Source organism: Streptomyces sp. NPDC002520, from assembly GCF_053595235.1.
This window is the reverse complement of record NZ_JBSFXG010000028.1, coordinates 60,550-85,587: the sequence shown is the minus strand read 5'-3', so window position 1 is coordinate 85,587 and position 25,038 is coordinate 60,550. Positions and strand designations below refer to the sequence as shown.

The window sequence follows — 25,038 nt, the reverse complement described above, 5'->3', positions numbered from 1 at the left end:
GTCTGTTGCTCACACTTTGAACTTACGATTCCGCTCAATCTCCTGTCCATGGACGATCGAGGCGTCCGCCGGTGATCCATGTCACCTTCGTCGAGGCTGTCGGCGGTGCGTGTCCGAGAATGTGGGCGGACCCGGGTGCGCCCGCTTTCCGGGCCGACGAGCCGAGGGGATCAGCCCAGGTGGATCTGGACCACATCGATCTGACCGTCGTTCGCGCGCTGCAGAGCGACGGCCGCCTCACCTACGAGACGCTCGCGCAGCGTGCGGGCCTGTCCCGCCCGGCGACCCGGGCCAGGGTGCAGCGGCTGCTCGATTCGGGCGCGGTGCGGGTGGTCGCCGTCGTGCACCCCGTGGTGCGCGGGCTGACGGCGTCCGCCCATCTGTCGATCGACGTCTCCGGGGAGGCGCGCTCGGTCGCGCACGAGATCGCGGCGATGCCCCAGGCGCCGTTCGTCACGCTGACCGCGGGGCAGCGGGCGATCATGGCCGAGCTGCGCACCGAGGGCTTCGACGAACTGGACCGGGCGATCGAGCGGGTGCGCGCCCTGCCCGGGGTGTCGGTGGTGGACCCGCTGATCAGCATGCGTCACCTCAAGGACCCGTACCTGCTGGCGGGCGAGCCGACCGTCACCGATCTCGACGACACCGACCTGTTGATCCTGGACGAGTTGGAGCGTGACGGGCGGCTGCCCTTCGCCGAACTCGCCGAACGCGTCGGCCTGTCCGCGGGGGCCACCCGCGCCCGCACGCTACGGCTGCTGGACGGCGGGGTGGTGAAGGTGCTGGCGCTGGTCAGGCCCGAGGTACTGGGGCTTGGATACCTGTGCGGCTTCGCGGTACGCCTGTCGGGCGAGCGCGACAAGGTCGCCAAGACCCTGGTGGGCTTCGAGCGGGTCTCGTTCCTGTCGGCCTGTGTCGGACGGGCCGAGCTGGTCGGCACGATCACGGCCGAGTCGCTGACGGCGATCCAGGTGACGCTCGACGGCATGCGGGCCTGCGACGGTGTTCGGGGCGTGGAGAGCTGGGTGCACCTGGAGCTGATCAAGGAGCGGTACGACCTGGGGACGCCGGCGACCTGACGGCGCGCGCGATGCCCCGACTGACGATTCGCAGGCGACACGACGGAGAGCTTCCGAAAAATTTGTGACACGGGGATCTAGAAAACTTCTCGTTCGTTGCTTAGCGTTCTCGCGAACGATTCGCCGCTCTGGCATGTGTCTGGCCGAAAGCAGGATCCCTTTCATGCACCACCCGCTCTCCTCCCCCCATGACGACCGCACCCTGCTGGTGACGGGCGCCGCCGTCGCCGTCCCCGGCAGCCCCCTCAGGGCCGAGGCTCTCGCCGTGCGCGGCGACCGCATCGTGCACGTCGGCACCGCGGACGACGCCCGCGCCGCGCTCGGCGGCCGCGCCGACCGGACGCTGGAGCTCGACGGGGGGCTGGTCCACCCCGGCTTCGTCGACGCCCACTGCCACCCCGTGATGTACGGGCAGGCGCTGGCCTGGGTCGACTGCCGCCCCGAGCGTGTACCCGACATCGACACTCTCGTCGCCGTCCTCACCGAGGCGGCCCGCAACCTGCCCGCCGGCGTCCCCGTGCGCGGCTTCGGCTACGAGCACCGGCGCCTCGCCGAGCGCCGCCACCCCACCTGCCACGACCTCGACCGGGTCGCGACCGACCGCGAGGTGTACGTCATGAACGCCTCCGGCCACGGCGGCGTCGTCAACTCCCACACCCTGCGCGTCTGCGGCGTCACCGCCGGCACGCCGAACCCGGAGGGCGGCTCCATCGGCCGCTTCGCCTCAGGGGAGCCCGACGGACAGCTGTGGGACGCCGCCTGCGACCTGCTCACCGGCCCCGGCGGCGTGAAGATCGGCAACCACGGCCCGAACTTCCATCTCTCCGAGCCCGACGCGATCATGGCGGACCACCTGATGCGCGCCCAGGAGACCTTCCTGGCCGCCGGCGTGACCACCGTCGGCGACGCGCAGGCCTCGCGGCGCGAGATGGAGACGTATCTGCGCGCCCGCGCCGACGGCTCGCTGCGCATGCGTGTCTCCGCCTACCTCACCTCCGCGCTCCTCGACACCGCCCTCGACCTCGGCGTGGTGCACGGTTTCGGTGACGACCTCTTCCGGATCCAGGGCGTGAAGTTCTACGCGGACGGCACGCTCGGCGGCTGGACCGCCTACTTCCCCGAGGGGTACGCCGCCGACTGCTGCCACCACGGGCAGCTGTACCACTCCACCGAGGAGTACGCCGAGATCGTCGCGAAGGCGCACCGCGCCGGACTGCAGACGGCCACGCACGCCCAGTCGCCGTTCGCCATCGGCATGGTCCTCGACGCGATCGAGAAGGCCCAGGCAGACGTCCCGCGTACGGGAATGCGCCACCGGATCGAGCACAGCGGGCTGCCGACCGACGAGCAGATCACCCGCATGGGCGAGCTCGGCGTCGTCCCCGTCATGCAGCCCCAGCACCACCTGCGCACCGGTGACGGCACGCTGACCGCGATCGGCGAACTCGGCCACCGCTACAACCCGGCGGGCGCCTGCCTCAGCGCGGGCGTCCCGGTCGTCCTCAGCTCGGACGCGCCCGTCGCTCCGCCCGCCCCGCTGGAAGCCGTCTCCGCCGCCGCGACCCGGCGCACCGTCCTGGGCACGGTCCTCGGCGACGCCTCCCTGCGCCTGCCGGTCGCCGACGGACTGCACGCCCACACCGCAGGCGCGGCCGCCGCACTGCACCGCGAGCACGCGGTAGGCGCCCTGGCCCCTGGCCTGCTCGCCGACTTCACCGTCCTCGACTCCGATCCGCTCGACCGTGACCCGGCCGAGCTCGCCTCGATCACCGTGCGCGAGACGTGGATCGGCGGAACCCGCGCCTGGGCCGCACCCGGCCGCTGACCCTCCGCACAATCCCGCCGCACCCCGCCTCACCCCCCGCGGCACGTCCCCCGCGGTGCCGCACGTCCCCCTCCCTCCCCTCCCCGTCCGCTTCCCCCTCCCCGTACTCATTCCGCTCCCGTCGGAGGACTCCCCATGTCCCAGCCAACCCGCTCCAGACCAGCTCAGAACCCCATGAGAGCCGCGCTGGCCGCCCTCGTCGGCACGTCCATCGAGTGGTACGACTTCTACGCCTTCGCCACCGCCGCCGCCATCGTCTTCAACGACGTCTTCTTCCCGCCGGGCATGTCCCCGCTGCTGCGGACTCTCTCCGCCTTCGGCACGTTCGCCGTCGGCTTCCTGCTGCGGCCGCTCGGCGGCATCGTCTTCGGTCACATAGGCGACCGGGTCGGCCGCAAGAAGACCCTCGTCATCACCCTGCTGATGATGGGCCTCGCGTCCTTCGCCATCGGCCTCCTGCCGACCTACGCCCAGGCCGGCGCCCTGGCTCCCGTCCTGCTGATCGTCCTGCGGCTGATCCAGGGCATCGCGATCGGCGGCGAGTGGGGCGGCGCCGTCCTGGTGGCCGTGGAGAACGCCCCCGAGGGCAAGGCCACGTTCTTCGGCTCCTTCGCCCAACTCGGCTCCTCCGTCGGCGCCTTGCTGTCCACCGGTGCATTCTCTCTGGTGAACCTGTGGGGCGACGCGGCCTTCCACAGCTGGGGCTGGCGAGTGCCGTTCCTCGCCTCCGCGGTCCTCGTCGGCGTCGGCCTGGTCGTCCGCCTCAAGCTGGAGGAGGCCCCGGTCATGGACGAGATCCGGGCCCAGCGCACGGAGGAGGACAAACTGCCGGTCGTCGAGGTGTTCCAGTCCTCCTGGCGGACCGTGCTGACCGGCGTCTTCGCCCTGGCCACCGCGACCGGCGGCTACTACGTGGTGACCAGCTACCTCCTGTCCTACGGCACGGGCGAACTCAAGCTGTCGGAGACGATGCTGCTCAACGGCCTCTCCCTGGCGGCCTTCCTGGAGCTCGTCGTCACCCCCGGCCTGTCCTGGCTCGGCGACCGGATCGGCGCGCACAAGGTGGTCGTCGCCGGCCTCGCGGGCGTGATCGTGCTCGCCGTACCGCAGTTCATGGCGATGGGAACGGGCAGCGTCGTTCTCATCTACGCCGCGATGCTGGCGATGCGCCTCGTGATGTCCGCCCTGTACGGGCCGATCGCGACGATCCTGGCCGAGGGCTTCGAACCCCGCGTGCGGTACACCGGGATCTCGCTGTCCTACCAGGTCTGCAACATGATCTTCGGCGGCTTCGCGCCGCTCGCGGCGGTCTCCCTCAGCGCCCTTGCAGGAGGCCATTACTGGCCGGCGGCCGCCCTGCTGATGGCCGTCTCCGCGATCGGCATCTGGTGCACCCTCCGCCTGCGCAGCCTCGCCTCACGGGGGGCAGGCGCCACCGAGAAGAGCAACCCGACGCCGAGCCTGGCGGCGAACTGACGGTACTGCTCGGCTCCGACGGTCGGTGGACCCGACCGTCCTGCCCCTCGCATCCGGACCGCCCGCCGCCCCCCTGTCAACCACTGGTGACAGGGGTGGCGACGGGCGGCCGAGTCAGTGCGAACCCTCCACGTACAGGGAGGCGTTGGGGCGCAGCGGAGACGTCCTCTGCCCCCATGTGCCGGAGACGGCCGCCGCACTCGGGGCCTGTCTGGCGGGCCTCCGCCGCCTGGCCCGGTTGTCGGCCGGGGCCGGATCGGCGTGAATGTGCACGTCCACTCTCCGATCAGCCGTGTCGGCGGCCAGTGGACGACGCCTCCCCTGCGGACACCACCGGCGCCTGCTGCTCACCTTTCACCACTGCCCTCGCGCCGCCGCTCTCCACCGGCACCGGAATCGCGGCATTCCGTATGGCGGCGTTCATTGACAGGTATGCGTCAGTAAGGTTTCCTGTCGGTTTGGTGGCTGCCCCTCCACCCACTGTCGTTCGGACGATCCAGCGATCAGAAGAGGTGACTCGTGCCCCGTACGCACTTCCGCCTGCGCTTCGTGACCCTGGGCATCGCCGCAGCCACATGCGCCGCGGCCTTCGGCATCGGTGCAACCGCGTCCAACGCCGCCGGAACCACCACGACGGCGGCAGCCGCGGGCCCGAGCGCGGCCCAGCTGCTCTCCAAGGCACAGAACTGCACACCCGCCTCCAACGGCAAGTACGCCACCGACGACGGCGGCCCGTCCACCGTCGACATCTGCAAGAACGGTTCCGCTTACACCTGGACAGCGGACATGGACATCGACTGCGACGGCGTCAGCACCACTCACTGCAACGCCTCGACCGACCCCTGGTACCAGCCGCAGACTTCCTTCCAGACCTCCAGCGGGCAGCCGTTCAGCTCCGAGACGACGCGCTACTACGTGATTCCCCTGCCCAGCAGCCGATTCGACTACCAGTCCGCGGGCATCTCGCCGGGCAGCGTGGCGGCCGTCGTCTACAACGGCAGGGTCGCCTACGCCACGTTCGCCGACGAGGGCCCGAGCAACATCATCGGCGAGGGTTCCTACGCGCTGGCCACCGCTCTCGGCATCGACCCGAACCCGGCCACCGGCGGCACCGAGGGCCCGGTGACCTACATCGTCTTCCCCGGCCAGGTACCCAACCCGGTGGAGAGCAACGCCAGTATCGACGCGGTGGGCACAGCCGCGGCGACGAACTGGGTCGGCGACACCGGCACGCCTCCTCCCACAGGCGCCACCGGGCCGATCCGGTCCGGGTACGCCGGCAAGTGCGTGGACATCGCCGGCGCCGGTACCGCCAACGGCACCGCGGTCCAGCTGTACGACTGCAACGGCACCAACGCCCAGAACTGGACGGTGGGCAGCGACGGGACCCTGCGGGGGCTCGGCAAGTGCATGGACGTCACGGGCGCCGGCACCGCCAACGGCACCAAGGTCCAGCTCTACGACTGCAACGGCAGCGGCGCGCAGGTCTGGCAGAAGTCAGGCAGCGGGCTGGTCAACCCGCAGTCCGGCAAGTGCCTGGACGCGACCGGTCCCAGTTCGGCCAACGGCACCCGGCTGCAGATCTGGAGCTGTGCAGGCACCGTCAACCAGCAATGGACCCTGCCTTCCTGAACCATTGTCACGGCTCCCGGCCTCCGGAACCGCGGTGGCGGGTGGAAGTCCGCGGATCCGGCGCTCCCACTCGGGAAGCCTCATCATCACCGGCCGGGCTCGTCGGGCCCGGCCGGGTCTCGCACCGCCGAGCGGCGACGGCGTTCAGATGGTCCGGGGAAGGGCCGTTGATTGGACACTCCCGGTCGAGGAGCCTCAGGTCGTCTCGATCAGTTCCCAGGCGCTTATGTTGGGGCCGGTTGCCGATGATCGGCGCAGCGCGTGCACGAAGACAACGCCGTTCGGGGCATCAAACGCGCGGGTGGTGCCGGTACATTCGTCGAAGGAATACATCGGGCGGCGCAGTAGCGCTGAGAAGCTGCGCACGGGGGCACTCACGGCTAGTCGCAGTCGGTCCGGCGGTTGCGGATGGCCGAAGAACATCCGTTCCCTGGCTTGGGTGAACAGCTCGCTCATCTCGATGAAAGACCACTGATCGGCCACTTCGCAGTGGCTGCGGTAGAGCTGCAGGGGGTACTGTGCCGCCTCGCTCAGTTCCGCGCCGCTCTTTGGAGGCACAGCGGCACGGGTCGCCGCCCGCGGATCGGCCGTAAACCGCTCCTCGACGGCGAAGGCGCTGAGGAGCTGCTCCGGCAGGCATCCCGCGAGCGCGCTCATGCTTTCCCTCTCGTCACCGAGGTTGACCGGGCGTAGTTCCAGTACGGCGGTGGCCGCCGGACCTGCTGGTGTGGTCACTTTGGTGCGCAGACGCATCCATGTGCCGGTCTCGCTCACCTCCAGTGTCACGGTCGCAGTAAGCCAGTCGGCGTCGTGGAACCGCAGGTGCGGCCGGTCGTAGTCCAGGCGGACCGCGGCGGCGACCAGCCCGGTGTGGTGTTTGCCGAGCAGGTCCGGATACGGCACAAGGTGCGTGGCGAGCCAACGCGCCAATCCGCTGATGGCCATGCCGAATACCGCCCGGGGCCGAAGCTGTAGAGGGCTGAAGAGCGTAGGGTCGGCCGGAATCTCGAAGGAGACAGATGGCGGCATGTCAGCCACCGGCGATGGCAGTGAGGAACTCGACGTTGTCGCCTTCCGCCAGCGGCATGTCGTCGCTGGGAGACGCGACCAGATTGCCGTTGAGGAACAACCGGTGGGTGCCCCGTACCTTGCCGGTGTTGTCCTGGAGCACCGGTCTCAACTGAGGGTAGTCCTGGTGCAGCAGTTTCAGCGCCTCGCCGAGAGTGGAGGACGGCAGCGTAATCGTGCGCCGGTAGTCGACGAAGCGCAGGAGGAGTCCGGAGAAATGGAAGGTCATGTCAGGGCCTCTTCCTCGACGTGGGGGTTGTGGTGCCGCAGCCGGGTCAGAGCCGCTGCGCCAAGGTTGACTTCCAGGATGTCCTGCGTGCCGGCGGCGGCCACCAGGCCGGCGAAGTCCCGCAGATAGCGGCCGAAGTGGAGATCGCCGTAGTAGGCGTGCCCGCCGAGCACCCGGAACGCCTGGTCGAGTACGTACTGCACCTGCTCGGCCACGAAGTACTTGGCCGCTGACACACCCGCGTCGAACACGGGATCCGCCTCACCGTCGACCATCCGCTGCAGCGCCCGGTAGAGGGTTGCCCGGGATGCCTCGATCGCGATGTACATCCGCCCAAGAGTCGCCTGGACGTTCGTCATCTCACTCAACGGCTGCCCGTACCGGACGGTGGAGGTCACTCGTGCGACACAGCGCTCCAGGATCGCCTGCGCCCGGCCCAGAGGCGCGCAGCAGATCAGCAGGCGCCGGTCGTTCAGGAACAGCTGAGCGTGAGTCAGGCCGTCACTGGCCTGGATCAGCCGGGCCGGTGGCAGCTTCACCTCGCGGAACGTCACCGATGCCCCGCCTGTCGAACGGTGGCCGATCGACTCGACCGGGCGCACCTCGACGCCGGGATCGTCGCGGTGTACCAGGCAGGCCAGCATGTCGCCAGTGCTGTCGATCGAGTAGGTGAGGAAGACATCGGCGAGCATGCCTCCGCTCACGTACGTCTTGTGGCCGTTCAGCACATACGTTCCGTCGTCGCAGCGCAGCCGGGTGCGCATGGAGAACGGGTCGGCGTCCTCGGTGTACGCCGTCGCCACGGCGCATACCCCACGGGCAATGGGGATCGCGTACTGCTCGATGAGGTCGGTCCTTCCGGTGCCGACCAGCATCCGCGCGATCGTGGTGCGGATGCTGATCAGCAGGGGGAACGCCACGTCCTCGCACAGGTATCCGACCTGCTCCAGCACCTTGCCCCAGGCCAGGGGGTTCGCACCCTCCCCGTCGATCTGCTTCGGCAGCGCGAAGGCCTGCAGTCCCTGGTCGGCCGCTGCTGTCAGCAGCTCCGCAGGCAGCGGCGTGCCTGCGGAGTCGCGCGCCGCCGCTCCCGCGCTGACTTCGGCGAGAAGCTTGCCCCAGCGGTTACGGACAAGCGCGGCTATCTCTTCTTCAGGCGAGGTACACGCAGGGTCCGCGTTCATGCCCACCTCCCATGCCTACTCCAGTTACCCACGAATATCGGCCAGTTGGGGAGTACTCTTGGCCACCTGAACGCCGCAGGTCAAGATCCCGAACACGGCGGATTGGCACAGTCGTCGCGACGTTGCAGGCTCGTGGTGCCAGGGCGACGGCAAGGTCTTGGGCGGGGACTGCCGGCCCAGAGTCTTGCGGAGTCGGTTGTTGGCGCGGCGGACCGCGCAAGGCTTCCGCCGCCTACAGCCCGTCAGATTGAGGGCCTGCGGCGTGAACAGGTACGGCGACGCGCTACGTGCGGCCGCGACCCTGCGGGGCAGGTCGGTTCTCACGCCGGCCGGGTCGCTGACGCACGCGGCGAGGAGCTCGGTCAAAGCCCCGGCTGCGGCCGGTGCGGTCGGCGCGGTGGAGGATGCGGCGGCGAGGTGGCTCATGGCTCCTCGCAGGGTGCGGGTGTCAGTGGACGGAGGCGGCGGGTCCGGTGATCCGCATCAGGCGCGGCGGCTGCGCGACGGGGTCGGGCAGGCGCAGCGGCGCCAGGCCGGGGGTGATGCTGCCCAGCAGAGTGGCCCGGCGGGCGCCCGTGCCCGAGGGGAGCGTGCCGGGCAGTCCGTGGACCGTGAGGAAGCCCAGTACGGCGAACGCGAGGGCTTCCTTGGCGTCGGAGGGCACGCCCAGGTCGTCGCTGGGGCGCAACCGCACGCCGGGCAGTTCCTCGCCGATCATGCGCGTCAGGACCGGGTTGCGGGCGCCGCCGCCGGATACGACGAGTTCGGTGACGCCGTGGGCGCGGCAGGCGTCGGCCACGGTGACCGCGGTCAGCCGGGTCAGGGTGGCGAGGACGTCGTCGGGGTCGGGCGTGGGCACCTGGTCCAGCGCCCGCTGGAGGTAGGGCAGGTGGAAGTGCTCCTTGCCGGTGGTCTTCGGGGCGGGCCTGCGGTAGTAGGGGTCGTCCAGGAGGACGCGGAGCAGCTCGGGGCTGGTCCGGCCGGCGGCGGCCCTGCGTCCGTCCTCGTCGTAGGTGGCGGCGCCGTCGGTGAAGTGCCGTACGGCCGCGTCCATCAGGGCGTTGGCGGGGCCGGTGTCGAAGGCCAGAGGTTCGGCGTCGGGTGCGAGGACGGTGACGTTGGCGATGCCGCCCAGGTTCAGCGCGGCGGGGGTGCCGGGCAGAGCGCTCAGCAGCAGGGTGTCGGTCATGCCGACCAGCGGGGCTCCCTGCCCGCCCGCGGCCACGTCCCTGCTGCGCAGGTCGGAGACGACCGGGAGGCCGGTGGCCTCGGCGATCCAGGCGGGCCGGCCCAGCTGGAGTGTGCCGCGGACGGTGCCGTCCTCGACCCAGTGGTACATGGTCTGGCCGTGGGAGACCACGAGGTCGGCGGTGCCGTCGCACAGCTCGCGCAGGGCGCGTCCGGCGGCGTCGGCGAAGGCCTGGCCGACACCGGTGTCCAGGGCGCAGACGGCCTGCATGGTCGTCGCGGCCGGCGGCAGGGTGGCGCCGATGAGGTCGGTCAGGTCGTCCGCATAGGGAACGGAGAGGTGTCCGAGGGGCCGCAGGAAGAGGGTGTCGCCGTCCAGGGTGAGGTCCGCGGCCGCGACCTCGATGGCGTCGTACGAGGTTCCCGACATCAGACCGATCACGCGCACGGCGTCTCCCGGCGCACGTTCCGCCGCGCGGGCGGGGTCGGCTGCGTCATGGCTTCTCCCTGGTGTCTCGGGGTGGCGGGTGCGGGGCCTTGGAGGCGGCCCCGCACCGGGTGGGGTGGGTGCTTCGTCACTCCTGGCCGGCGGCCGCAGCGACGCGGTCGGGGCCGGAGCCCGGCTCACCGTCGTCCACGGGGGCCACGGAGATCTCCGGAGCACGGTGGAACAAGCTCATCAGGCCACCGACGACCAGGGTGATCACCACGCCGATCGGCACGAGCCACTGGGCGGCGATCGCCGTCGGTACGGTGGCACCGGCCACCGTCACGTCGATCTTCACGCCGCGCACGATGTACGTCATCACGCCGACCGTGACCAGGAAGGCCACGATGGAGTCGATCTCGTTGGCGCGCCGGATGATCCGCCCGAGCAGGAACGCGCCGAGCAACGCGCCGTAGGTGTAGCCCGCGATCGTCAGACCGGTGAGGTAGACGTTGCCGGTGCTGGTGCTGAAGGCGCAGGCGAAGACGGCCATCAGCACCGCCCACACCAGTGTCATCACCCGGGCGAGCTTGAGCAGCGACTCCTCGGAGGGCGTGCTGCGGAAGAAGCTGTGGATGATGTCGGCGACCGTCGAGTTCGACATGGAGTTCAGCGCGGACGACAGGGAGCCCATCGCGGCGCCGAGGATGCCGGCCACGAGCAGGCCGGAGATCACCACGGGCAGCCCGTGCAGGATGAAGTTCGGGTAGAGGTTGTCGGCGCTGGCCAGGCCCAGCTGCTTGAAGTCCTTGCCCTTGTTGTACGACCAGAGCAGGGCGCCGACGAGGGAGAAGGCGGCGAACTGGAGGGTGACGAAGACACCGGAGGCGATCATGGCCTTCTGGCCGTCGCGCAGCGAGCGGGTGGCCAGGACGCGCTGGACGATCAGCTGGTCGGAGCCGTGGCTGGCCATCGCGAAGATGGCGCCGCCGATGATCGCGGTGGGCAGGGCGAACGGGCTGGTGAGGACGTGCGCCAGGTCGAAGTTGGTGTCGAAGAGCTTGAAGTGCCCGGTGTGCAGGGCGTTGGAGAAGCCGTCGCCGCCGACGTGGCCGGAGAGCACGGCGATGGCGAGGATCGCGCCGCCCAGGTAGAGGCCCATCTGGATGGCGTCGGTCCAGATGACGGCCTTGATGCCGCCGAGGTAGGTGTAGACGACGGTGATCACCGTGAGCACGATGATGATGACGCGGTAGCTGGTGTGCAGGCCGAACTCGTCGAGCAGCAGCTTGATCGGGATCGCGGAGGCGAACAGCCGGACACCCTCGGCGAGGAGGCGGGTGAACACGAAGGTCACCGAGGCCAGTCCCTGCAGTTTGAGACCGAACCTGGTGCCCAGGTACTGGTAGGCGCTGACGAACCCGCCGCGCTTGTACAGGGGGATCAGCACCGTGGCCACGACGACACGGCCGATCACGTAACCGAGCGCGAGTTCGACGTTGCCGAAGCCCTGCCCGCTGTAGGCGCCGCCGGGCACGCTGATGACGGTGAGCACGCTGGTCTCGGTGGCCACCACGGAGAACGAGACGGTCCACCACGGCATGTGGCCTTCGCCGACGAAGTAGTCCTTCGCGGTCTTCTGCCGGCCGGCCAGGCGCAGTCCGATCCAGGCGATCGCCACCAGGTAGACGACGACCACCACGAGGTCGAGTTGGCGCACGCTCACTCCTAAGCAACGGCCGGCGGGGTCACCGGCGAGGTGGGGACAGTGGGGAAGGGCGTCGACCGGCGTACGCGGGCGACGTGGGGTTCGTGCGGTGCCGACGTGTCCAGCGCCAGCAGGCGCGCGCCGTCCAGCGGGTCCCCGAGCGGGGGCTGCGGGTGCAGGGGCTGCGAGGAGTTGTCGAGCGCCGACCGCAGCGGACCGAGGAGCGGTTCACCGAGTCCGGTGAGCCCGCCGGTGATCGTGACCGGGAGGGTGTCGCCGCCGCCGATCCGGCGGGCGGCGGCGCTCACGGCCTCCCCGAGCGCGGTGGCGGCGTCCCGGACGATCGCGGAGGCCACGTCGTCGCCCGCGGCGGCGGCGCGGGCCACGTCCGGGGCGAAGGCCGCGGCGGTGCGGGCGGGGTTGCCGTCCCGTCCGAGGGCCGTGGGCAGCCGGTCGGGGTCGCCGAAGCGTGCGGCGGCGGCGGTCAGCAGCGCGGTGTCCGGTCCGCGTCCGTCGTGGGCGCGCAGCGCGGCCCGCAGTCCGGCGGCGCCGATCCAGGCGCCGCTCCCCTCGTCGCCGAGCCAGGGGCCCCACCCGTCGACGCGGGCGTAGGAGCCGTCGTCCCCGATGCCGATGGCGACGGAGCCGGTGCCGATCGCGAGGACCACGCCTGTGCGTCCGCCGAGGGCGCCGGCGTGGGCGGTGACGGCGTCGCTGGTGACGGCCACCTCGTCCGCGGGCAGGTCCTCGAGGAGCAGGGTGGCCAGTTCGCGGGCCGCCTCGGGTGCGGCGGCCGCCCCCGCGGCACCCACGCAGACCGCGGCCAGCCGGGTCACGTGCTCCCGCTCCAGGAGCGGAAGGACGGCGGCGCGCACGGCGGCACGGGCCGCGGCCACTCCGTTCTCGGCCGCGAGCCCGGGGGCTCCGGGCACCTCGTGACTGTCGTGGGTGGGACCGTCGCCGCCGTTCCACAGCACGGCACGGCAGCCGGTCTTGCCCAGGTCCACCGCCACTGCTGCTGTCATACGGCACGCCTTCGTGTCTGAGGGGATTCGCCGCGTCGGATGGTCATGGGACGGCCGAAGGGCCGGTGACCGCGGCGGATCACGGTGCAGCGAGTATCAGAAGGCCAACCTCCATATGTCAATAAGTAACTTGAGGCAATTCATCACGTAACTTTTTGACGCCTCGATGGCGCCGTGATTAATGTGTCGTCCACCCACTCAGGAGGGATCGGCCCATGCCCCGCCAGGAACCGCCCCGCACACCGGCCCAGCCGGCGGATGACGCCTCCCCCGCCGGCACACTGGCGCGCATCCGCACGGCGCTGCCGACCCTGGCGCCGTCGGAGCGGAGGGTGGCCGAGGCCGTCCTGGCCGATCCGGCGCAGGCGGCGGAGCTGTCCATCAGCGCCCTCGGCGGGCGGGCCGACACCTCGGTGGCCACGGTGATGCGTTTCTGCCGGGCCATAGGCATCGGCAACTATCCGCAGCTGCGTCTCGCGCTCGCCGCGGCCGCCGCCCGCGAGCACGCCCTCGGCGGCGAGCGGCCCGCACCGGGCACCGACATAAGCGCCACCGACTCGCTGGACGAGATCGTCAGCAAGATCATCTACAACGAGGTGCGCGCCCTGGAGGACTCCGGGGCCGGACTGGACGTCGAGGTGCTGGGCCGGGCGGTCGATGCCGTGGCGGGGGCCCGGCGGATCGACATCTTCGGCGTCGGCGCCAGCGCGTTCGTCGGTCAGGACCTGCACCAGAAGCTGCACCGCATCGGCCATATGGCGTTCATCTGGACAGACCGGCATGCCGCCCTCACCGCCACCGCCCTGCTCGGGCCCGGCGACGTGGCCCTCGCCATCTCCCACTCCGGGGAGACCGAGGACACCGTCGAGCCGCTCCAGGCCGCCGCCGAACGCGGCGCCACCACCATCGCCCTCACCAACGCCCCGCGTTCGTCCCTCGCGGACAGTGCGGACCTCGTGCTGACGACCTGCGCCCGCGAGACCCCCTTCCGCTCCGGCGCGACCGTCAGCCGCATCGCCCAACTCGCGGTCATCGACTGCCTGTTCGTCGGCGTGGCACAGCGTTCCTTCGACGCCACGACCGCCGCGCTCGAGAAGACCTACGGAGCCGTCCAGCGCCGCAGGCGCCCCCAGTCACAGCGCCGCACACCGGCCGGCCACTGACCACCGCGGCTTCCCTCCCCCCTCCCCCGGCACCACCCCTGAGCACCCTGCACGAAAGGACGACCGCGCCGTGGACCTCAGCACACTCGGCACACTCGGCACACTCGGCACCGAGACCCGCAACGAGCGGACGGGCTCGCTCGACCGCATGCCGGTCGCCGAACTGCTCTCCGTCATGAACACCGAGGACCAGACCGTCGCGCTCGCCGTACGCGAGGCCCTCCCGGAGATCGGGGCCGCCGTCGAGGCGATCACCGAGTCGCTGCGGCGGGGCGGACGGCTGATCTACCTCGGCGCCGGCACCAGCGGCCGCATCGGCCTCCTCGACGCCGTCGAGTGCCCTCCGACCTTCGGCACCGCTCCCGAGCAGGTCGTGGGCCTGCTTTCCGGCGGCCCGGGCGCCTTCGTCGTAGCGGTCGAGGGAGCCGAGGACGAACCCGCGAGGGCGGTGGCCGACCTCGACGAGATCGGCGTGAACGACCGGGACACCGTGGTCGGCCTCGCCGCCAGCGGCCGTACGCCCTACGTGATCGGCGGCCTCGAGCACGCCGCCGCCCAGGGAGCCGTCACGGTGTCGGTCGCCTGCAACCGCGACGCGGCCGTCAGCCGCTACGCCGACATCCCCATCGAGATCGCCACCGGCCCGGAGGTGCTCACGGGGTCGACCCGGCTCAAGGCCGGCACCGCCCAGAAGATGGTCTGCAACATGCTCTCCACCGCCTCGATGGTGCGCCTGGGCAAGGCCTACGGAAACCTCATGGTCGACGTCAAGGCCAGCAACGACAAACTCGTCGACCGAGCCCGCCGTATCGTCGTCCAGGCCACCGGAGCCGACGACCGGACCGCCGCCGAGTCCCTGCGGGCGGCCGGTGGCCACGCCAAGACCGCCATCGTCATGATCCTCTCCGACAGCACGGCCGAGGAAGCCACCCGGCGCCTCGACGAGGCCCACGGCGACACACGCACGGCCATCGGCCGTCCCTGACAACGTCCGCCCCCACCGCTGCTCTTCTCGCACTGCCTGCCTGCGCCGACGGCCTTTCCATCCGGTCCTGCCGCGCCGTCTAGGGTGTGGGCATGACCTCGCACGACTACGTCTCTCAACTGTTCTCACTGGACGGCCGGATCGCCCTGGTGACGGGCGGCAGTTCCGGCATCGGCCGGGCCATCGCCGGGGCACTCGCGCGTGCGGGGGCGAGCGTGGTGATCGTGGCCCGCAAGGAGTCGGAACTGGCCGCCACGGTCGACGAGTTGACGGCGGACGGCTGCCGAGCGGCCTGGGTGAGCGCCGACCTGAGCACCCGTGACGGGGTGCACGCGGCGGCGCGGCAGGCGGCCGAGGTGTTCGGCGAGCCCGACATTCTCGTCAACAGCGCCGGGATCAACCTGCGTCCGCCGATGGGCGAGCTGAGCGAGGACGTGTGGGACACCACGATGGCGGTCAACCTGGAGGCCCCCTTCCTGCTCGGTCAGCGATTCGGGCCCGGCATGGCCGAGCGCGGCTTCGGCCGGATCATCCACATCACCTCCCAGCAGGCGCACCGGGCGTTCGTCCAGAGCGGCGCCTACGGCGTCTCGAAGGGCGCACTGGAGTCGCTGGCCCGCTCACAGGCCGAGGCGTGGTCCCCGCACGGCGTCACCTGCAACACACTGGTGCCCGGCTTCGTCATGACCCCCCTCAACACGCGGCTGTCGTCCGACCCGGAGAAGGTGGCGGCACTGGCCGCGCGCACGCTCGTCGGACGCAACGGGCTCGCTGAGGACTTCGCCGGAGCTGCGGTGTTCCTGGCCGGCCCCTCCTCCGGCTACATCACCGGGCAGGCGATCTTCGTCGACGGCGGGTTCTCCGTCCACTGACCCCAAGAGGGGGCCGCACGACAGCTCCCGCCCTGCCGATCCCGCAACTCTGCGGATGAGGCCGGCAGACGCCCCCGAGGGGAGACTCGGCGTCGTCGCCCTGGGACGTCCTCTCGCCTTCACCGTCACAGGCGGGAACACCCCGACCTCACCCGGTTCACTACCGTTATGGACGCGATACAGATGCCCCGCCGCGGCTTCACGGCCCAGGAGCGCGGGAACTTCGCGGCCCTTACACGCGTTGCGGAGTGCGACCTGATCGTTTGATGTGTGACACGGCGCCAGTGCCTCGTCGGGGGAAGTGAACAACGCATGGCCATGGTGGGCCTGTTCTGGATCGCCGAGGGAGACGTGTACGTGGGCGCGAAGCCGTCCGGTCTGGCGCCTGGGGTACGCCTGACGCCCGAGGGCGTGATCGCCCTCGGCGACGGGCGGTCCGGCCTCTACCTGTGAGAGGACGTGCACGCCCTGACGGTGGCGGACGTGCCCATGAAGTCCCTGATGCGGCAGGTCGGCGTGGTCAAGGACCTGGCCCTGGACATGGTGAAGGAGCTGGCTCTGCCCGTGGGACCGGGCCGAGTGGACGAGGCCCCGGCGATGATGACGGTCCGCGTGGAATCATCCGGCGGCGACCACGAGTTGTCGGCCTACGCGGCCTCGGCCGTCGGCTACTCCGCGACCGAGGACGACCTCTCCCGCGCCCTTCTGGCCCGCCTCACGGAGGGAGCCGCGACGATGGCGACGACGCTGGCGGCGATGTCCGAGTGGGGCCGCGCGCGGGAGGGAGGGTCGCCTCGCGCGACGGGGCGGGAGGAAGTGCTGCGGGGGTGGCTGGGCTAGTTTCCCCGATCACGATCGGAGCCGATTGACGCCTGGTTCGTCGCCCGGTCGAGATGTCGCGCTTCTTGGTTTCGTTCGGCCCTACGGCCCGTTTACGCGGCGGCGCGCCCGCGCGCGAACACGGCCGCCGTCTCGGTGACGCGGCGGCCCAAGTGCTCAGCCGTGGCCACGTCGGCCTTGTGCACGCCCTCCGGGCCCTCGTCGTTGTTGGACTGGGCAGCCGCGCCCAGGAACACGCCGAGGCGGTTGACGTCGTTCTCGGATCCCTCGCTGCTGTTCCAGCCGGGGTGCAGACCGAGGTTGACCCAGTGCATGCCGTGCTGTCCGGCGAGGATCTGGAAGAACTGCAGGGTGTGCAGCTTGTCGCCGCTCTTCGACGCGGAGTTGGTGAAGCCCGCCGCCAGCTTGTCCTTCCAGGCCAGCTGGAACCAGCGCTTGGAGGTCGCCTCGGCAAAGACGTGGAAGGCACCGGAAGCGGTACCCATGTAGGTGGGCGAGCCGAAGACGATCGCGTCGGAGCGGTCCAGCGTCTCCCACTGCTCGTCGGTGATCTCGTCCACCTTGATCAGGTGCACCTCGGCACCGGCCTCGGCGGCGCCGGCACGGACGGCCTCGGCGATCACCGCGGTGTGGCCGTAGCCGGAGTGGTAGGCGATGGACACGACAGGCGTGGTCACGATCAATGCTCCTCTGGGGATCAGACAGCCCGAACAGCCCGCTCGTCGCAAGAACGGCCTGATCGGCAGCGGCAACCACAGGTAAGCACTATCTTTTAGATAGGGCAACTTATGCGACAGCGCTGTGCTCACATACGCTGACACCATGACCCGCGCCTCCCAGGAACAGGACGACCTCGCCTACGACGTGTTCGCCAAGACCTGCCCCTCGCGCGGCACCCTGGAGCACGTCACCGGACGCTGGGGCGGCCTGACCCTCGGCGCGCCGTACGAGGGCTCGCTGCGCTTCAACGAGCTGCGCCGCCGTGTCGACGGCGTGAGCGAGAAGATGCTGCCCCAGACGCTGCACGCACTGGAACACGACGGCCTGGTCCACCGCGAGGCCCAGCCCACCAACCCGCCCCGCGTCGGCTACGAACCGACAAAGGCTCCGAGGCCGCGGAACATGACGACTCCCTGAGATGCGCGGAACGGCAGGCACGGTGTGGTGGCGCCGCCGATGCGGGCCACCACCGACAACCTGGTGGCATCAAAAAAATCTAGTAGCGCGTCGGCCCTGCACGTTCAAGCGTCGGCCCTGCGCGTTCAAGGAGAGCCGCCACGCCCGCACACTCCACCCGCGTGCCACCCGTGTGGTTTAATTGTGAAACTAGCAGTTCGGGAAGGGGGACGCACATGCGAAAGACGGACCTCAGCGAGGCCTCCTGCCCCATCGCTCGCTCATTGAGCGACATCGGCGACTGGTGGTCGCTGCTCATCGTCCGGGACGCCCTGGCCGGCATGACCCGGTTCAGCGAGTTCCACCGCAGCCTGGGCTGCGCCAAGAACATCCTCAGCGCCCGCCTGACCAAGCTCGTCGAACGCGGCGTACTGACCCTCGCACCGGCGTCCGACGGCAGCGCCTACACCGAGTACCGGCTGACGGACAAGGGGAAGGCCCTGCGCGTCCCGCTCGTCGCGCTGCGGCAATGGGGCGAGGAGTACCTGTTCGACGCGGACGAGGAGCGTCTCGACCTCGTCGACAAGCGCGACGGCCTCCCCCTGCCCCGCCTCGAACTGCGCGGCCGGGACGGCCGCACCCTGGGCCCCGACGACGTCGAGACCCGCGACTCCGCCACCTGATCCAGCCACCCCGCTGACCGCGTCACGTCGCAGCCGGCGGTCTTCGCCGGGAACCGTGCTCCTGCACGCACAGAGGCGTTCAACCGGCGAAGTCAGCACGTCACGTCGCCACATGGGACCGTACACAGCCTGCACCCTAGCCCGGTCCGGCGACAGGCGGTCGATCGGCTTCCCCGGCGGGCCCCTGCGAGCCCGGCCGCAGTTGTTCACGGCCCACACTCGCCGAAGTTTGTTGGTCCATACCTATTTCATTGACATGAACGCGCCTTAGACTCTTGAATGCGCCCACACGCACGCCCCCACGGTTGCGCACGAGGAAGGCCTTCTCATGGTCAGATCCCGTACGGAAGTCCCCCGGCTCCACCCCCTGCTGAGACTGCTCGCTCTGTTCGCCGTCGTACTCGGCTTCCAGGCGGGGCCCGCGCACAGCGCCCAGGCCGCCACCCCCTTCAAGGTGCTCGCCTTCTACGACGGCACCTACGACGCAGCCCACATCAGTTTCGACCACGAGGCCAACGCGTGGTTCCCCCAGGCCGGTTCGCAGAACGGGTTCACGTACACGTCCACCACGGACTGGAACCAGCTCAATTCCGCGAACCTGGCCAACTACCAGGTGGTGATGTTCCTCGACAACTACCCGCACACGGCGGCGCAACAGTCCGCCTTCCAGACGTACATGGCGGGCGGCGGCGGCTTCATCGGCTTCCACGTCTCGGCGTACAACGACAACACGAGTGACTGGCCCTGGTACCACAACACGTTCCTGGGCACCGGCACCTTCAAGAGCAACACCTGGGGCCCGACCGCGGAAACACTGAAGATCGAGGACCCGGGCCACGCGGCGACCGCGGGCCTGCCGGCCACCATCGCGTCTTCGGTCAGCGAGTGGTACAGCTGGCAGAACGACCTGCGCCAGAACCCCGCCATCGACATCCTTGCGTCGATGGACCAGTCCACGTTCCCGATCGGCACCGACCCGAACCAGACCTGGTACAGCGGCTATTACCCGATCGTGTGGTCCAACCGCAACTACAAGATGGTCTACAACAACTTCGGCCACAACGCGATGAATTACGACACCAACACCGCGCTGTCGTCGACGTTCGGGAGTGCCCAGCAGAACCAACTCCTTCTGCAGGAGATCAAGTGGGCAGCCGGACAGAGCGGCCCGATCACCCCGCCGCCCACCGCCACCGGCCCGATCCACGGTTACGGCGGCAAGTGTGTGGACGTCGCCGGCGCCAACCCGGCCAACGGGACGGCAGTGCAGCTCTACGACTGCAACGGAACCAACGCACAGAACTGGACGGTCGGCAGCGACGGCACGCTCACCGCGCTCGGCAAGTGCATGGACGTCACCGCGGCCAGTACCGCCAACGGCACCAAGATTCAACTCTACGACTGCAACGGCACGGGTGCGCAGGTCTGGCAGCCGGGGGCCAACGGCTCCCTGGTCAACCCGAACTCCGGCAAGTGCCTCGACGCCACCGGCCCCAGCTCGGCCAACGGCACCCGGCTCCAGATCTGGTCGTGCACCGGAGCGGCCAACCAGAACTGGACCCTGCCCTCCTGAGGCTCCCCCGCACACGCCCGGCCGGCTTCGTCCGGCCGGGCACCATCGCCTTCCGGGGGCAACGGCCACCGTCGCCCTGACGGCCGGCACCGGTCGTGTCAGCGCCCCGGGCCTTGGGCATCGGCATGCCGGACCACACGGTTTTCGGGTGAGTGCCGCCCGGGGTGAGCGTGCCGGCCCGGCAGGAGCCGGAGGCCCGTACGGTGGCCGAGCGACGTGGGCATGGTCGGTCGCCGTGGCGAACCGGACCTCGGCGTCCATACTCGAGCCGGCGACGCGCCGCCCGGCCGGGAGGCCCCGGTCAGTACTCGGTGAGCCCGTCTTCCGCGATGGAGGCGACAGCTACCGCAGCCGGGCGCTGAGCCCCGGAATGACGACGACAGCGACCGCGATATGAGTGAGGATCAGCGTCACCCGCGTGGCGGCGTCGACATCGGAAGCCAGAAGGTCGGGCAGGAAAGACACCGCCACCAGTACGACCGCTGTCCGGACGAACGCCCGAGCGGGTCGACCCGACCACCGCCGGAAAGCGGCTGCCAGCGCGATGCCCACCACCGAGAACACGAACGCGAGCTGCGCGAAGCCCAGCAGCGGAATGGCCTCACCGGCAATCTCGAGCGAGACGCCGGCGGCGTCCGCCGCGGCGGCAATCACGGTCGCGGCGACAGCGCCTCCCGCGGCGAATGCGAGGCCCGGCAACCACAGCCGGCGACCGCCAGTCGTGATCGGCCCGTCGTCAGGGGCGATCGAGGTGGATCCGGACACGTCAGTCTCCTCGCTGAAGGGGCTCGGCGCGCCGTAGGCGACTGCGCCGGGAACCATTCCAGCATCTGACCGAAAGAAAAATCTGTCAAGACGAGAAAAATTGTCGGTCCAGGTTGCGAGAGATCCGCGAGGGCCTCGAAGGTGATCACGAATCCTCAGGTCGCAGCTCGCAGAACCTCAGCAGCAATCGCAGTGGAAGGAACCGGGTGTCCGAAGTGCGAAGCCCCGGCCGGGAGCGCCTCCCGCACTCGGATCCACAGCACACCCCTGATCCGGCGCTGGCCAGCTCACAGCACCGCGACCCCTCGCCTCGCCGTCAGCACGCGTTCGCGATGCGCTGCAAGGCTGTTGCGAGTTGGGCGAGGTCGTAGCCGGCGAGGTGGTCGAGGATGCGTCGCCGCACGCTGGCCATATGCGCCGGCCATGCCTCCTTCAGGCGGGCGAGGCCGTCCTCGGTGAGGACGGCGTTCCAGCCGCGCAGGTCCTCGGCGCACCGGACCCGCTCGACGTATCCCTGGTTCTCCAGGCGGATGACGACCCGGGTCATCCCGCTGAGCGTGAGGTTGCAGACCTCGGCGAGCTCCCTCATCCGCATACGGCTGCCGGGAGCCTCGGACAGGAACATCAGGGGGGTGTACTCGGAGAGCCGCAGCCCTCCGTCACGGACCATGTCCGCGTCGACCGCGCGGGGCAAGCCCGTCATGACATCGCCCAACGCGCGCACCAACGCTTCTTCGGTGGCGTTCAGGGGGCGAAGAGTCTGCTCTCGGGGGGCCATGCCTCACACTTTATCTCCTTGACACATCAACCAAACTGGCCCTCTACTTGACCCAGCAAGTACCTGCGTCGAACGCGAAGCCATGCAGGCCCTGAGCTGCCTGGAAGACGGAGCCATAACCAGGATCTCGCCCGGAGCAGCATGCATGTACCTTCCGCCGCTTCCTGTCAACAGGTGTCCGCCGGTGCCCGCCGGTGACGAGGGGGCTGTTGAGCCGGGTTTGGCGGGCCTCGTGGGCAAGCGAGTCAGGCGCGTGCGCCCGCACCTCGAAAGTACCCGTCCACGAACGCGTCCACGTGTCGTCACTGGAGCCCGCTCGCCGGGTGGCGTGCCAGGTGGGGGCCGTCCGCACGCACGGACGGCCCCCGGTTCACAGCCGCCGAGGTACTCCCCCGAGCCCCAGCGCACCAGGCGTTGGCGGGTCCTCAACGGCTGTGCGTCTCACGTCACTTGGAAGACGGCGCTCCCCGGGAGTAGAGCGCCGTCCGACCGTCGGGTGCCGGTGATGACGGCCGGCGCCCGGTGACTCAGTGGTGGTAACCGCCGCGGCGGTAGCCGCCCCAGGAGACGTCGTCGATGAAGCGGCCGCGGTCGTCGCGCAGCGTCGCGGTGTCGCGGCCGCTGTCCCACACGGAGGCGCGGCGGTCCCAGAAGACCTCGTCCCGGGTGTCGCGGCCGAAGCCGGTGTGCACGCGGACGGTCTCACGGCTGTCGAGCCGGACGTTGCGGAAGGTGTAGGTGTGGCCGTCTTCGTCCGACAGGGTCCAGCCGTCCAGGTCCACACCCCACCTGCCCTTGTTGGTGATGTCCACCCACTCCCTGTTCAGCGAGCGGTTGGACCGGTCGTACCGGCCCTGGAAGTCGTGCTGGACGTCGCTGATGTACACCGCGCTGTAGTGGGTGCGACCGGGGTGGTGGTCGGCGGCCGCGGCCGGCAGCGCGGCCGTGCCCACCACGGCGGCAGCCACTCCGGCAGCTGCGGTCAGACGACGGACGGATGCAGAAACGGACACGAAGGTCCCCCTTTACAAGGGCTGGTGCACACCGTGGCCGCTGCCGCGGCAGTGAAACCGTGGGCCCGCCAGGTGCGTTGGGTGGTTCGGCGACCGGTCGGCCGCACACGCACACCCTCCAGCCCACACCCCGCCTTACGAAAGAAATGCACACGCCGTTACAGATTCACCATATTTCTGTTACACACGACCGCAATGGCCATGTATAAGGTCGAACATCCGGTCAGGGACAGTTTGGGGCATTTAGCTCCTGGTGATACGTGCCTGCGGCAACAGTTCGCCCGCTCGCGCCACCCCGCTGGCGGCCTCGCTTTCACCCGCACGTGAGTAACAGCCCGCACCGGCCGACGCGGCGGAAACCCGGAGCGGCGCGGTCTCGACGACCGCGCCGCTCCGATCACGTGCGTGATGTCAGGCCGTGGTGTGCTGCTTGCGACGGAGGGCGAGGTACGTACCCGTCGCGCCGGCCGCGAGGAGGGCGCCCACGCCGAGGCTCAACGGGAGGGCGGGGAAGGCCGAGCTGTCCGAGGTGGCGGCGGTGTTCTGCATGGCCGGACCCCGGGTGATGCTGGTGGCCACCGCTGCGACGTTCTTGATCGGGCCGACGGACTTGATGGAGCCGTCCGCGTTCAGCAGCACCTGCTTGTCGTTCGGGTGCCGGAAGTCGAACATGCCCGTCAGCGAGCCGGCCGTGGCGTCGAAGGAGTGGTCGCCGACGCGGCCGGTGCGCCAGTTGTCCTCGATGAAGCGGGTGATGGACGCCTGGTCGGTCAGATGGTGGTCGACCTTGTCGACCTTGCTGTACGGCGAGACGACGAGCAGCGGCTGCCGGGTGCCCGGGCCGCAGCGGTCGGCGTAGCCGCCGGACGCCTGGGGGCCGTTCTGGCAGGCGGGGCTGTCGGTGGCCTTGCCGTTGGAGCCGAGAGCGGTGTCCGTGGAGCCGTTGCGCGGGGCGACGGAGGCGTGGTCGTACCAGCCGTCGGAGTCGTCGTACGCGATGACGACCGCGGTGGACTTCCACTGCGGGGAGCTCTGGACGGCGTTGATCTGGTCGACGAGGAAGTGCTGCTCGTCGACCGGGTCCGAGTAGGCGGCGTGGCCGTCCTGATACTCGGGTGCCTTGACGAAGCTGACGGCCGGAAGCTTGCCCGCCTTGAGGGCGGCGCCGAAGTCGGTCAGGTCGTAGTCGTGGTTGGCCTGGCCGTCGTGACCGATCTCGTCGACGGTCCTGGGCGGCAGGTGGTGCGGGTTGGACGTCGACTTGTAGTACTCGAACGGCGAGTGGTGCGGGCTGTAGTCGACCACGGACGCGCCGCCGACGTTGGTGTGCGCCGCGTCGCACTTGGCGTAGTGGCCCTGCTGCCCGTCCCATGCGGTGGTCGGACGGAATCCGCCCTGGAACCAGCCCCAGCTGACGTGCTTCGTGTTGAGCAGGTCACCGATGTTCTTGCCCCGCATCACGGCGAGCGCGTTGCTGCTCGTGTGGTTCTTGCCGGAGCAGTCGTCGAAGGCCGGGTCCGGGTCGTTGATGACCGTGCCGACACCCTTGGCGTCCGGGGACTTGACCGTGTAGGGGTCCGGCGTGGAGGTCTGCTTGGGGTTCTCCGTGCCGGAGGTCGGGTCCACGGAGACGACGCCGTGGGTCTGACCGGAGACCAGGTTCAGCGCGCCGGGCGTGGAGGGGCCGTAGACCGAGCTGTAGGACCGGTCGTTCAGGGAGTACTGCTGGGCGTAGTTCCACAGCGCCGTGACGGTGTTGCCGTCGTAGTAGTCCATGACCAGGCCGGGCTCGCCGAACAGGCCGCCGGAGCACGTGTCGACCTCGGTGTTCTGCACGTACTGGTCGGCCTTGCCGCCGTTGGCCGCGTACTGCTCGGCGCCGTAGCCGTGGTTCTGGTCGCAGGTCATGGCCTGCGCCGGCGTGAGCCGCTTGGGCGCGTACTGGTTCGGATTCGTCGTCAGAAGACCGGCGTGCGCGAGGGTGTCGACGTCCTTCGGGGTCCCGCTCGACGCCGTGAACTTCGTGCCGTCGGTGTTGGCGGCCTTCGGGTAGGTGGCGAAGTAGTGGTCGAAGGAGACGTTCTCGTCGAAGAGCACGACCACGTGCTTGATCGGCGTGGCCGTGAACGGGTGACCGGGAATCCATGCGGGCGCCGCCCACGTGGGGGCCGCCCCACCGAGAACGGTCAGCACGGCGGCGCCGGCCAACGCCCCCGCGGTGCGCACAGTTGCTCGTCTACCCCTGCTGGCCATGCTCTTCCACCCCTCGTGAACGCGAGTGCTGTTGCGTCGTTACGGCCAGGAGGCTCCGCCAGGCGTGCGGCCCTTCGGCGGAGTCATCATGGCGTAGGAGTGAACACCGGGTCAGGGAACCTGGGGCAGATCTTGACCGCGTGTTGACCGATCGGG

At 69.9% G+C, this 25,038-nt stretch carries 23 protein-coding genes and 1 pseudogene; 12 read left to right on the top strand and 12 right to left on the bottom strand.

All coding sequences use genetic code 11. The features are described from left to right. Positions 1-179: 179 nt before the first annotated feature. From ACWD5D_RS31470 to ACWD5D_RS31455, 4 genes are all read left to right on the top strand, one after another. Positions 180-1,079, top strand: coding sequence for an Lrp/AsnC family transcriptional regulator (locus ACWD5D_RS31470; RefSeq protein WP_451376173.1), 900 nt, complete (start codon positions 180-182; stop codon positions 1,077-1,079). A gap of 163 nt (positions 1,080-1,242) precedes the next feature. Then, positions 1,243-2,904 (top strand): amidohydrolase, encoded by a 1,662-nt coding sequence (locus ACWD5D_RS31465; RefSeq protein WP_451376172.1) that lies wholly within the window; start codon positions 1,243-1,245, stop codon positions 2,902-2,904. Between the two features lie 135 nt (positions 2,905-3,039). Beyond that, a complete protein-coding gene (locus ACWD5D_RS31460; RefSeq protein ID WP_451376171.1) occupies positions 3,040-4,380 on the top strand; it encodes an MFS transporter in 1,341 nt (446 codons plus the stop codon). A gap of 519 nt (positions 4,381-4,899) precedes the next feature. Continuing rightward, positions 4,900-6,012, top strand: a complete 1,113-nt coding sequence (locus ACWD5D_RS31455; RefSeq protein WP_451376170.1) for a ricin-type beta-trefoil lectin domain protein — start codon at positions 4,900-4,902, stop codon at positions 6,010-6,012. A gap of 195 nt (positions 6,013-6,207) precedes the next feature. On the opposite strand, the gene ACWD5D_RS31450 is transcribed toward ACWD5D_RS31455, so the two are convergent. The 7 genes from ACWD5D_RS31450 to ACWD5D_RS31420 all read right to left on the bottom strand — a co-directional run bounded on the left by ACWD5D_RS31450 (position 6,208) and on the right by ACWD5D_RS31420 (position 12,841). Beyond that, positions 6,208-6,957, bottom strand: a complete 750-nt coding sequence (locus ACWD5D_RS31450; RefSeq protein WP_451376169.1) for a hypothetical protein — start codon at positions 6,955-6,957, stop codon at positions 6,208-6,210. Between the two features lie 85 nt (positions 6,958-7,042). Continuing rightward, positions 7,043-7,309 carry a MoaD/ThiS family protein gene (locus tag ACWD5D_RS31445; protein ID WP_451376168.1) on the bottom strand — a complete coding sequence of 89 codons (267 nt, stop codon included), beginning with the start codon at positions 7,307-7,309 and terminating at the stop codon, positions 7,043-7,045. Continuing rightward, positions 7,306-8,493, bottom strand: a complete 1,188-nt coding sequence (locus tag ACWD5D_RS31440; RefSeq protein WP_451376167.1) for an acyl-CoA dehydrogenase family protein — start codon at positions 8,491-8,493, stop codon at positions 7,306-7,308. Before ACWD5D_RS31440 ends, ACWD5D_RS31445 begins: the two co-directional genes overlap by 4 nt. A 24-nt stretch (positions 8,494-8,517) precedes the next feature. After that, entirely contained in the window at positions 8,518-8,919 is a 402-nt protein-coding gene (locus ACWD5D_RS31435; RefSeq protein ID WP_451376166.1) for a hypothetical protein, read from the bottom strand. Between the two features lie 22 nt (positions 8,920-8,941). Then, positions 8,942-10,129 carry an anhydro-N-acetylmuramic acid kinase gene (locus ACWD5D_RS31430; protein WP_451376165.1) on the bottom strand — a complete coding sequence of 396 codons (1,188 nt, stop codon included), beginning with the start codon at positions 10,127-10,129 and terminating at the stop codon, positions 8,942-8,944. A gap of 127 nt (positions 10,130-10,256) precedes the next feature. Beyond that, positions 10,257-11,828, bottom strand: coding sequence for a sodium:solute symporter (locus ACWD5D_RS31425; RefSeq protein WP_451376164.1), 1,572 nt, complete (start codon positions 11,826-11,828; stop codon positions 10,257-10,259). Between the two features lie 8 nt (positions 11,829-11,836). Next, entirely contained in the window at positions 11,837-12,841 is a 1,005-nt protein-coding gene (locus tag ACWD5D_RS31420) for an N-acetylglucosamine kinase (protein ID WP_451376163.1), read from the bottom strand. Between the two features lie 215 nt (positions 12,842-13,056). On the opposite strand from ACWD5D_RS31420, the gene ACWD5D_RS31415 reads away from it, so the two are divergent. From ACWD5D_RS31415 to ACWD5D_RS31395, 5 genes are all read left to right on the top strand, one after another. Next, positions 13,057-14,004, top strand: coding sequence for a MurR/RpiR family transcriptional regulator (locus ACWD5D_RS31415; RefSeq protein WP_451376162.1), 948 nt, complete (start codon positions 13,057-13,059; stop codon positions 14,002-14,004). Positions 14,005-14,074: 70 nt separating this feature from the next. Beyond that, entirely contained in the window at positions 14,075-14,989 is a 915-nt protein-coding gene (gene murQ / locus ACWD5D_RS31410; protein ID WP_451376161.1) for an N-acetylmuramic acid 6-phosphate etherase, read from the top strand. 92 nt (positions 14,990-15,081) lie between these two features. Further along, a complete protein-coding gene (locus tag ACWD5D_RS31405; protein WP_451376160.1) occupies positions 15,082-15,861 on the top strand; it encodes an SDR family NAD(P)-dependent oxidoreductase in 780 nt (259 codons plus the stop codon). Positions 15,862-16,173: 312 nt separating this feature from the next. Next, complete coding sequence (locus ACWD5D_RS31400) at positions 16,174-16,314, top strand: hypothetical protein (protein WP_451376159.1); 141 nt, start codon at positions 16,174-16,176, stop codon at positions 16,312-16,314. 30 nt (positions 16,315-16,344) lie between these two features. Next, the gene (locus ACWD5D_RS31395; protein ID WP_451376158.1) at positions 16,345-16,701 is read left to right on the top strand and encodes a hypothetical protein; all 357 of its coding nucleotides are present in this window, start codon (positions 16,345-16,347) and stop codon (positions 16,699-16,701) included. Positions 16,702-16,793: 92 nt separating this feature from the next. On the opposite strand, the gene ACWD5D_RS31390 is transcribed toward ACWD5D_RS31395, so the two are convergent. Continuing rightward, on the bottom strand, positions 16,794-17,378 hold the full coding sequence (locus ACWD5D_RS31390) for a flavodoxin family protein (RefSeq protein ID WP_451376157.1): 585 nt from the start codon (positions 17,376-17,378) through the stop codon (positions 16,794-16,796). Positions 17,379-17,523: 145 nt separating this feature from the next. On the opposite strand from ACWD5D_RS31390, the pseudogene ACWD5D_RS31385 reads away from it, so the two are divergent. The 3 genes and pseudogenes from ACWD5D_RS31385 to ACWD5D_RS31375 form a co-directional block, all read left to right on the top strand. Continuing rightward, positions 17,524-17,814, top strand: a pseudogene (locus ACWD5D_RS31385) (winged helix-turn-helix transcriptional regulator); the annotation flags it as partial. Between the two features lie 239 nt (positions 17,815-18,053). Beyond that, the gene (locus tag ACWD5D_RS31380; RefSeq protein ID WP_451376156.1) at positions 18,054-18,500 is read left to right on the top strand and encodes a winged helix-turn-helix transcriptional regulator; all 447 of its coding nucleotides are present in this window, start codon (positions 18,054-18,056) and stop codon (positions 18,498-18,500) included. A gap of 328 nt (positions 18,501-18,828) precedes the next feature. Beyond that, entirely contained in the window at positions 18,829-20,073 is a 1,245-nt protein-coding gene (locus ACWD5D_RS31375; protein ID WP_451376155.1) for a ThuA domain-containing protein, read from the top strand. A 342-nt stretch (positions 20,074-20,415) separates the two neighbouring features. On the opposite strand, the gene ACWD5D_RS31370 is transcribed toward ACWD5D_RS31375, so the two are convergent. The 4 genes from ACWD5D_RS31370 to ACWD5D_RS31355 all read right to left on the bottom strand — a co-directional run bounded on the left by ACWD5D_RS31370 (position 20,416) and on the right by ACWD5D_RS31355 (position 24,882). Beyond that, on the bottom strand, positions 20,416-20,838 hold the full coding sequence (locus ACWD5D_RS31370; protein ID WP_451376154.1) for a DUF6069 family protein: 423 nt from the start codon (positions 20,836-20,838) through the stop codon (positions 20,416-20,418). Positions 20,839-21,154: 316 nt separating this feature from the next. After that, on the bottom strand, positions 21,155-21,616 hold the full coding sequence (locus ACWD5D_RS31365; protein ID WP_451376153.1) for a MarR family winged helix-turn-helix transcriptional regulator: 462 nt from the start codon (positions 21,614-21,616) through the stop codon (positions 21,155-21,157). A 527-nt stretch (positions 21,617-22,143) separates the two neighbouring features. Next, a complete protein-coding gene (locus tag ACWD5D_RS31360) occupies positions 22,144-22,629 on the bottom strand; it encodes a lamin tail domain-containing protein (RefSeq protein WP_451376152.1) in 486 nt (161 codons plus the stop codon). A gap of 411 nt (positions 22,630-23,040) precedes the next feature. Beyond that, positions 23,041-24,882, bottom strand: a complete 1,842-nt coding sequence (locus tag ACWD5D_RS31355; protein ID WP_451376151.1) for a phospholipase C — start codon at positions 24,880-24,882, stop codon at positions 23,041-23,043. Between the last annotated feature and the right edge of the window lie 156 nt (positions 24,883-25,038).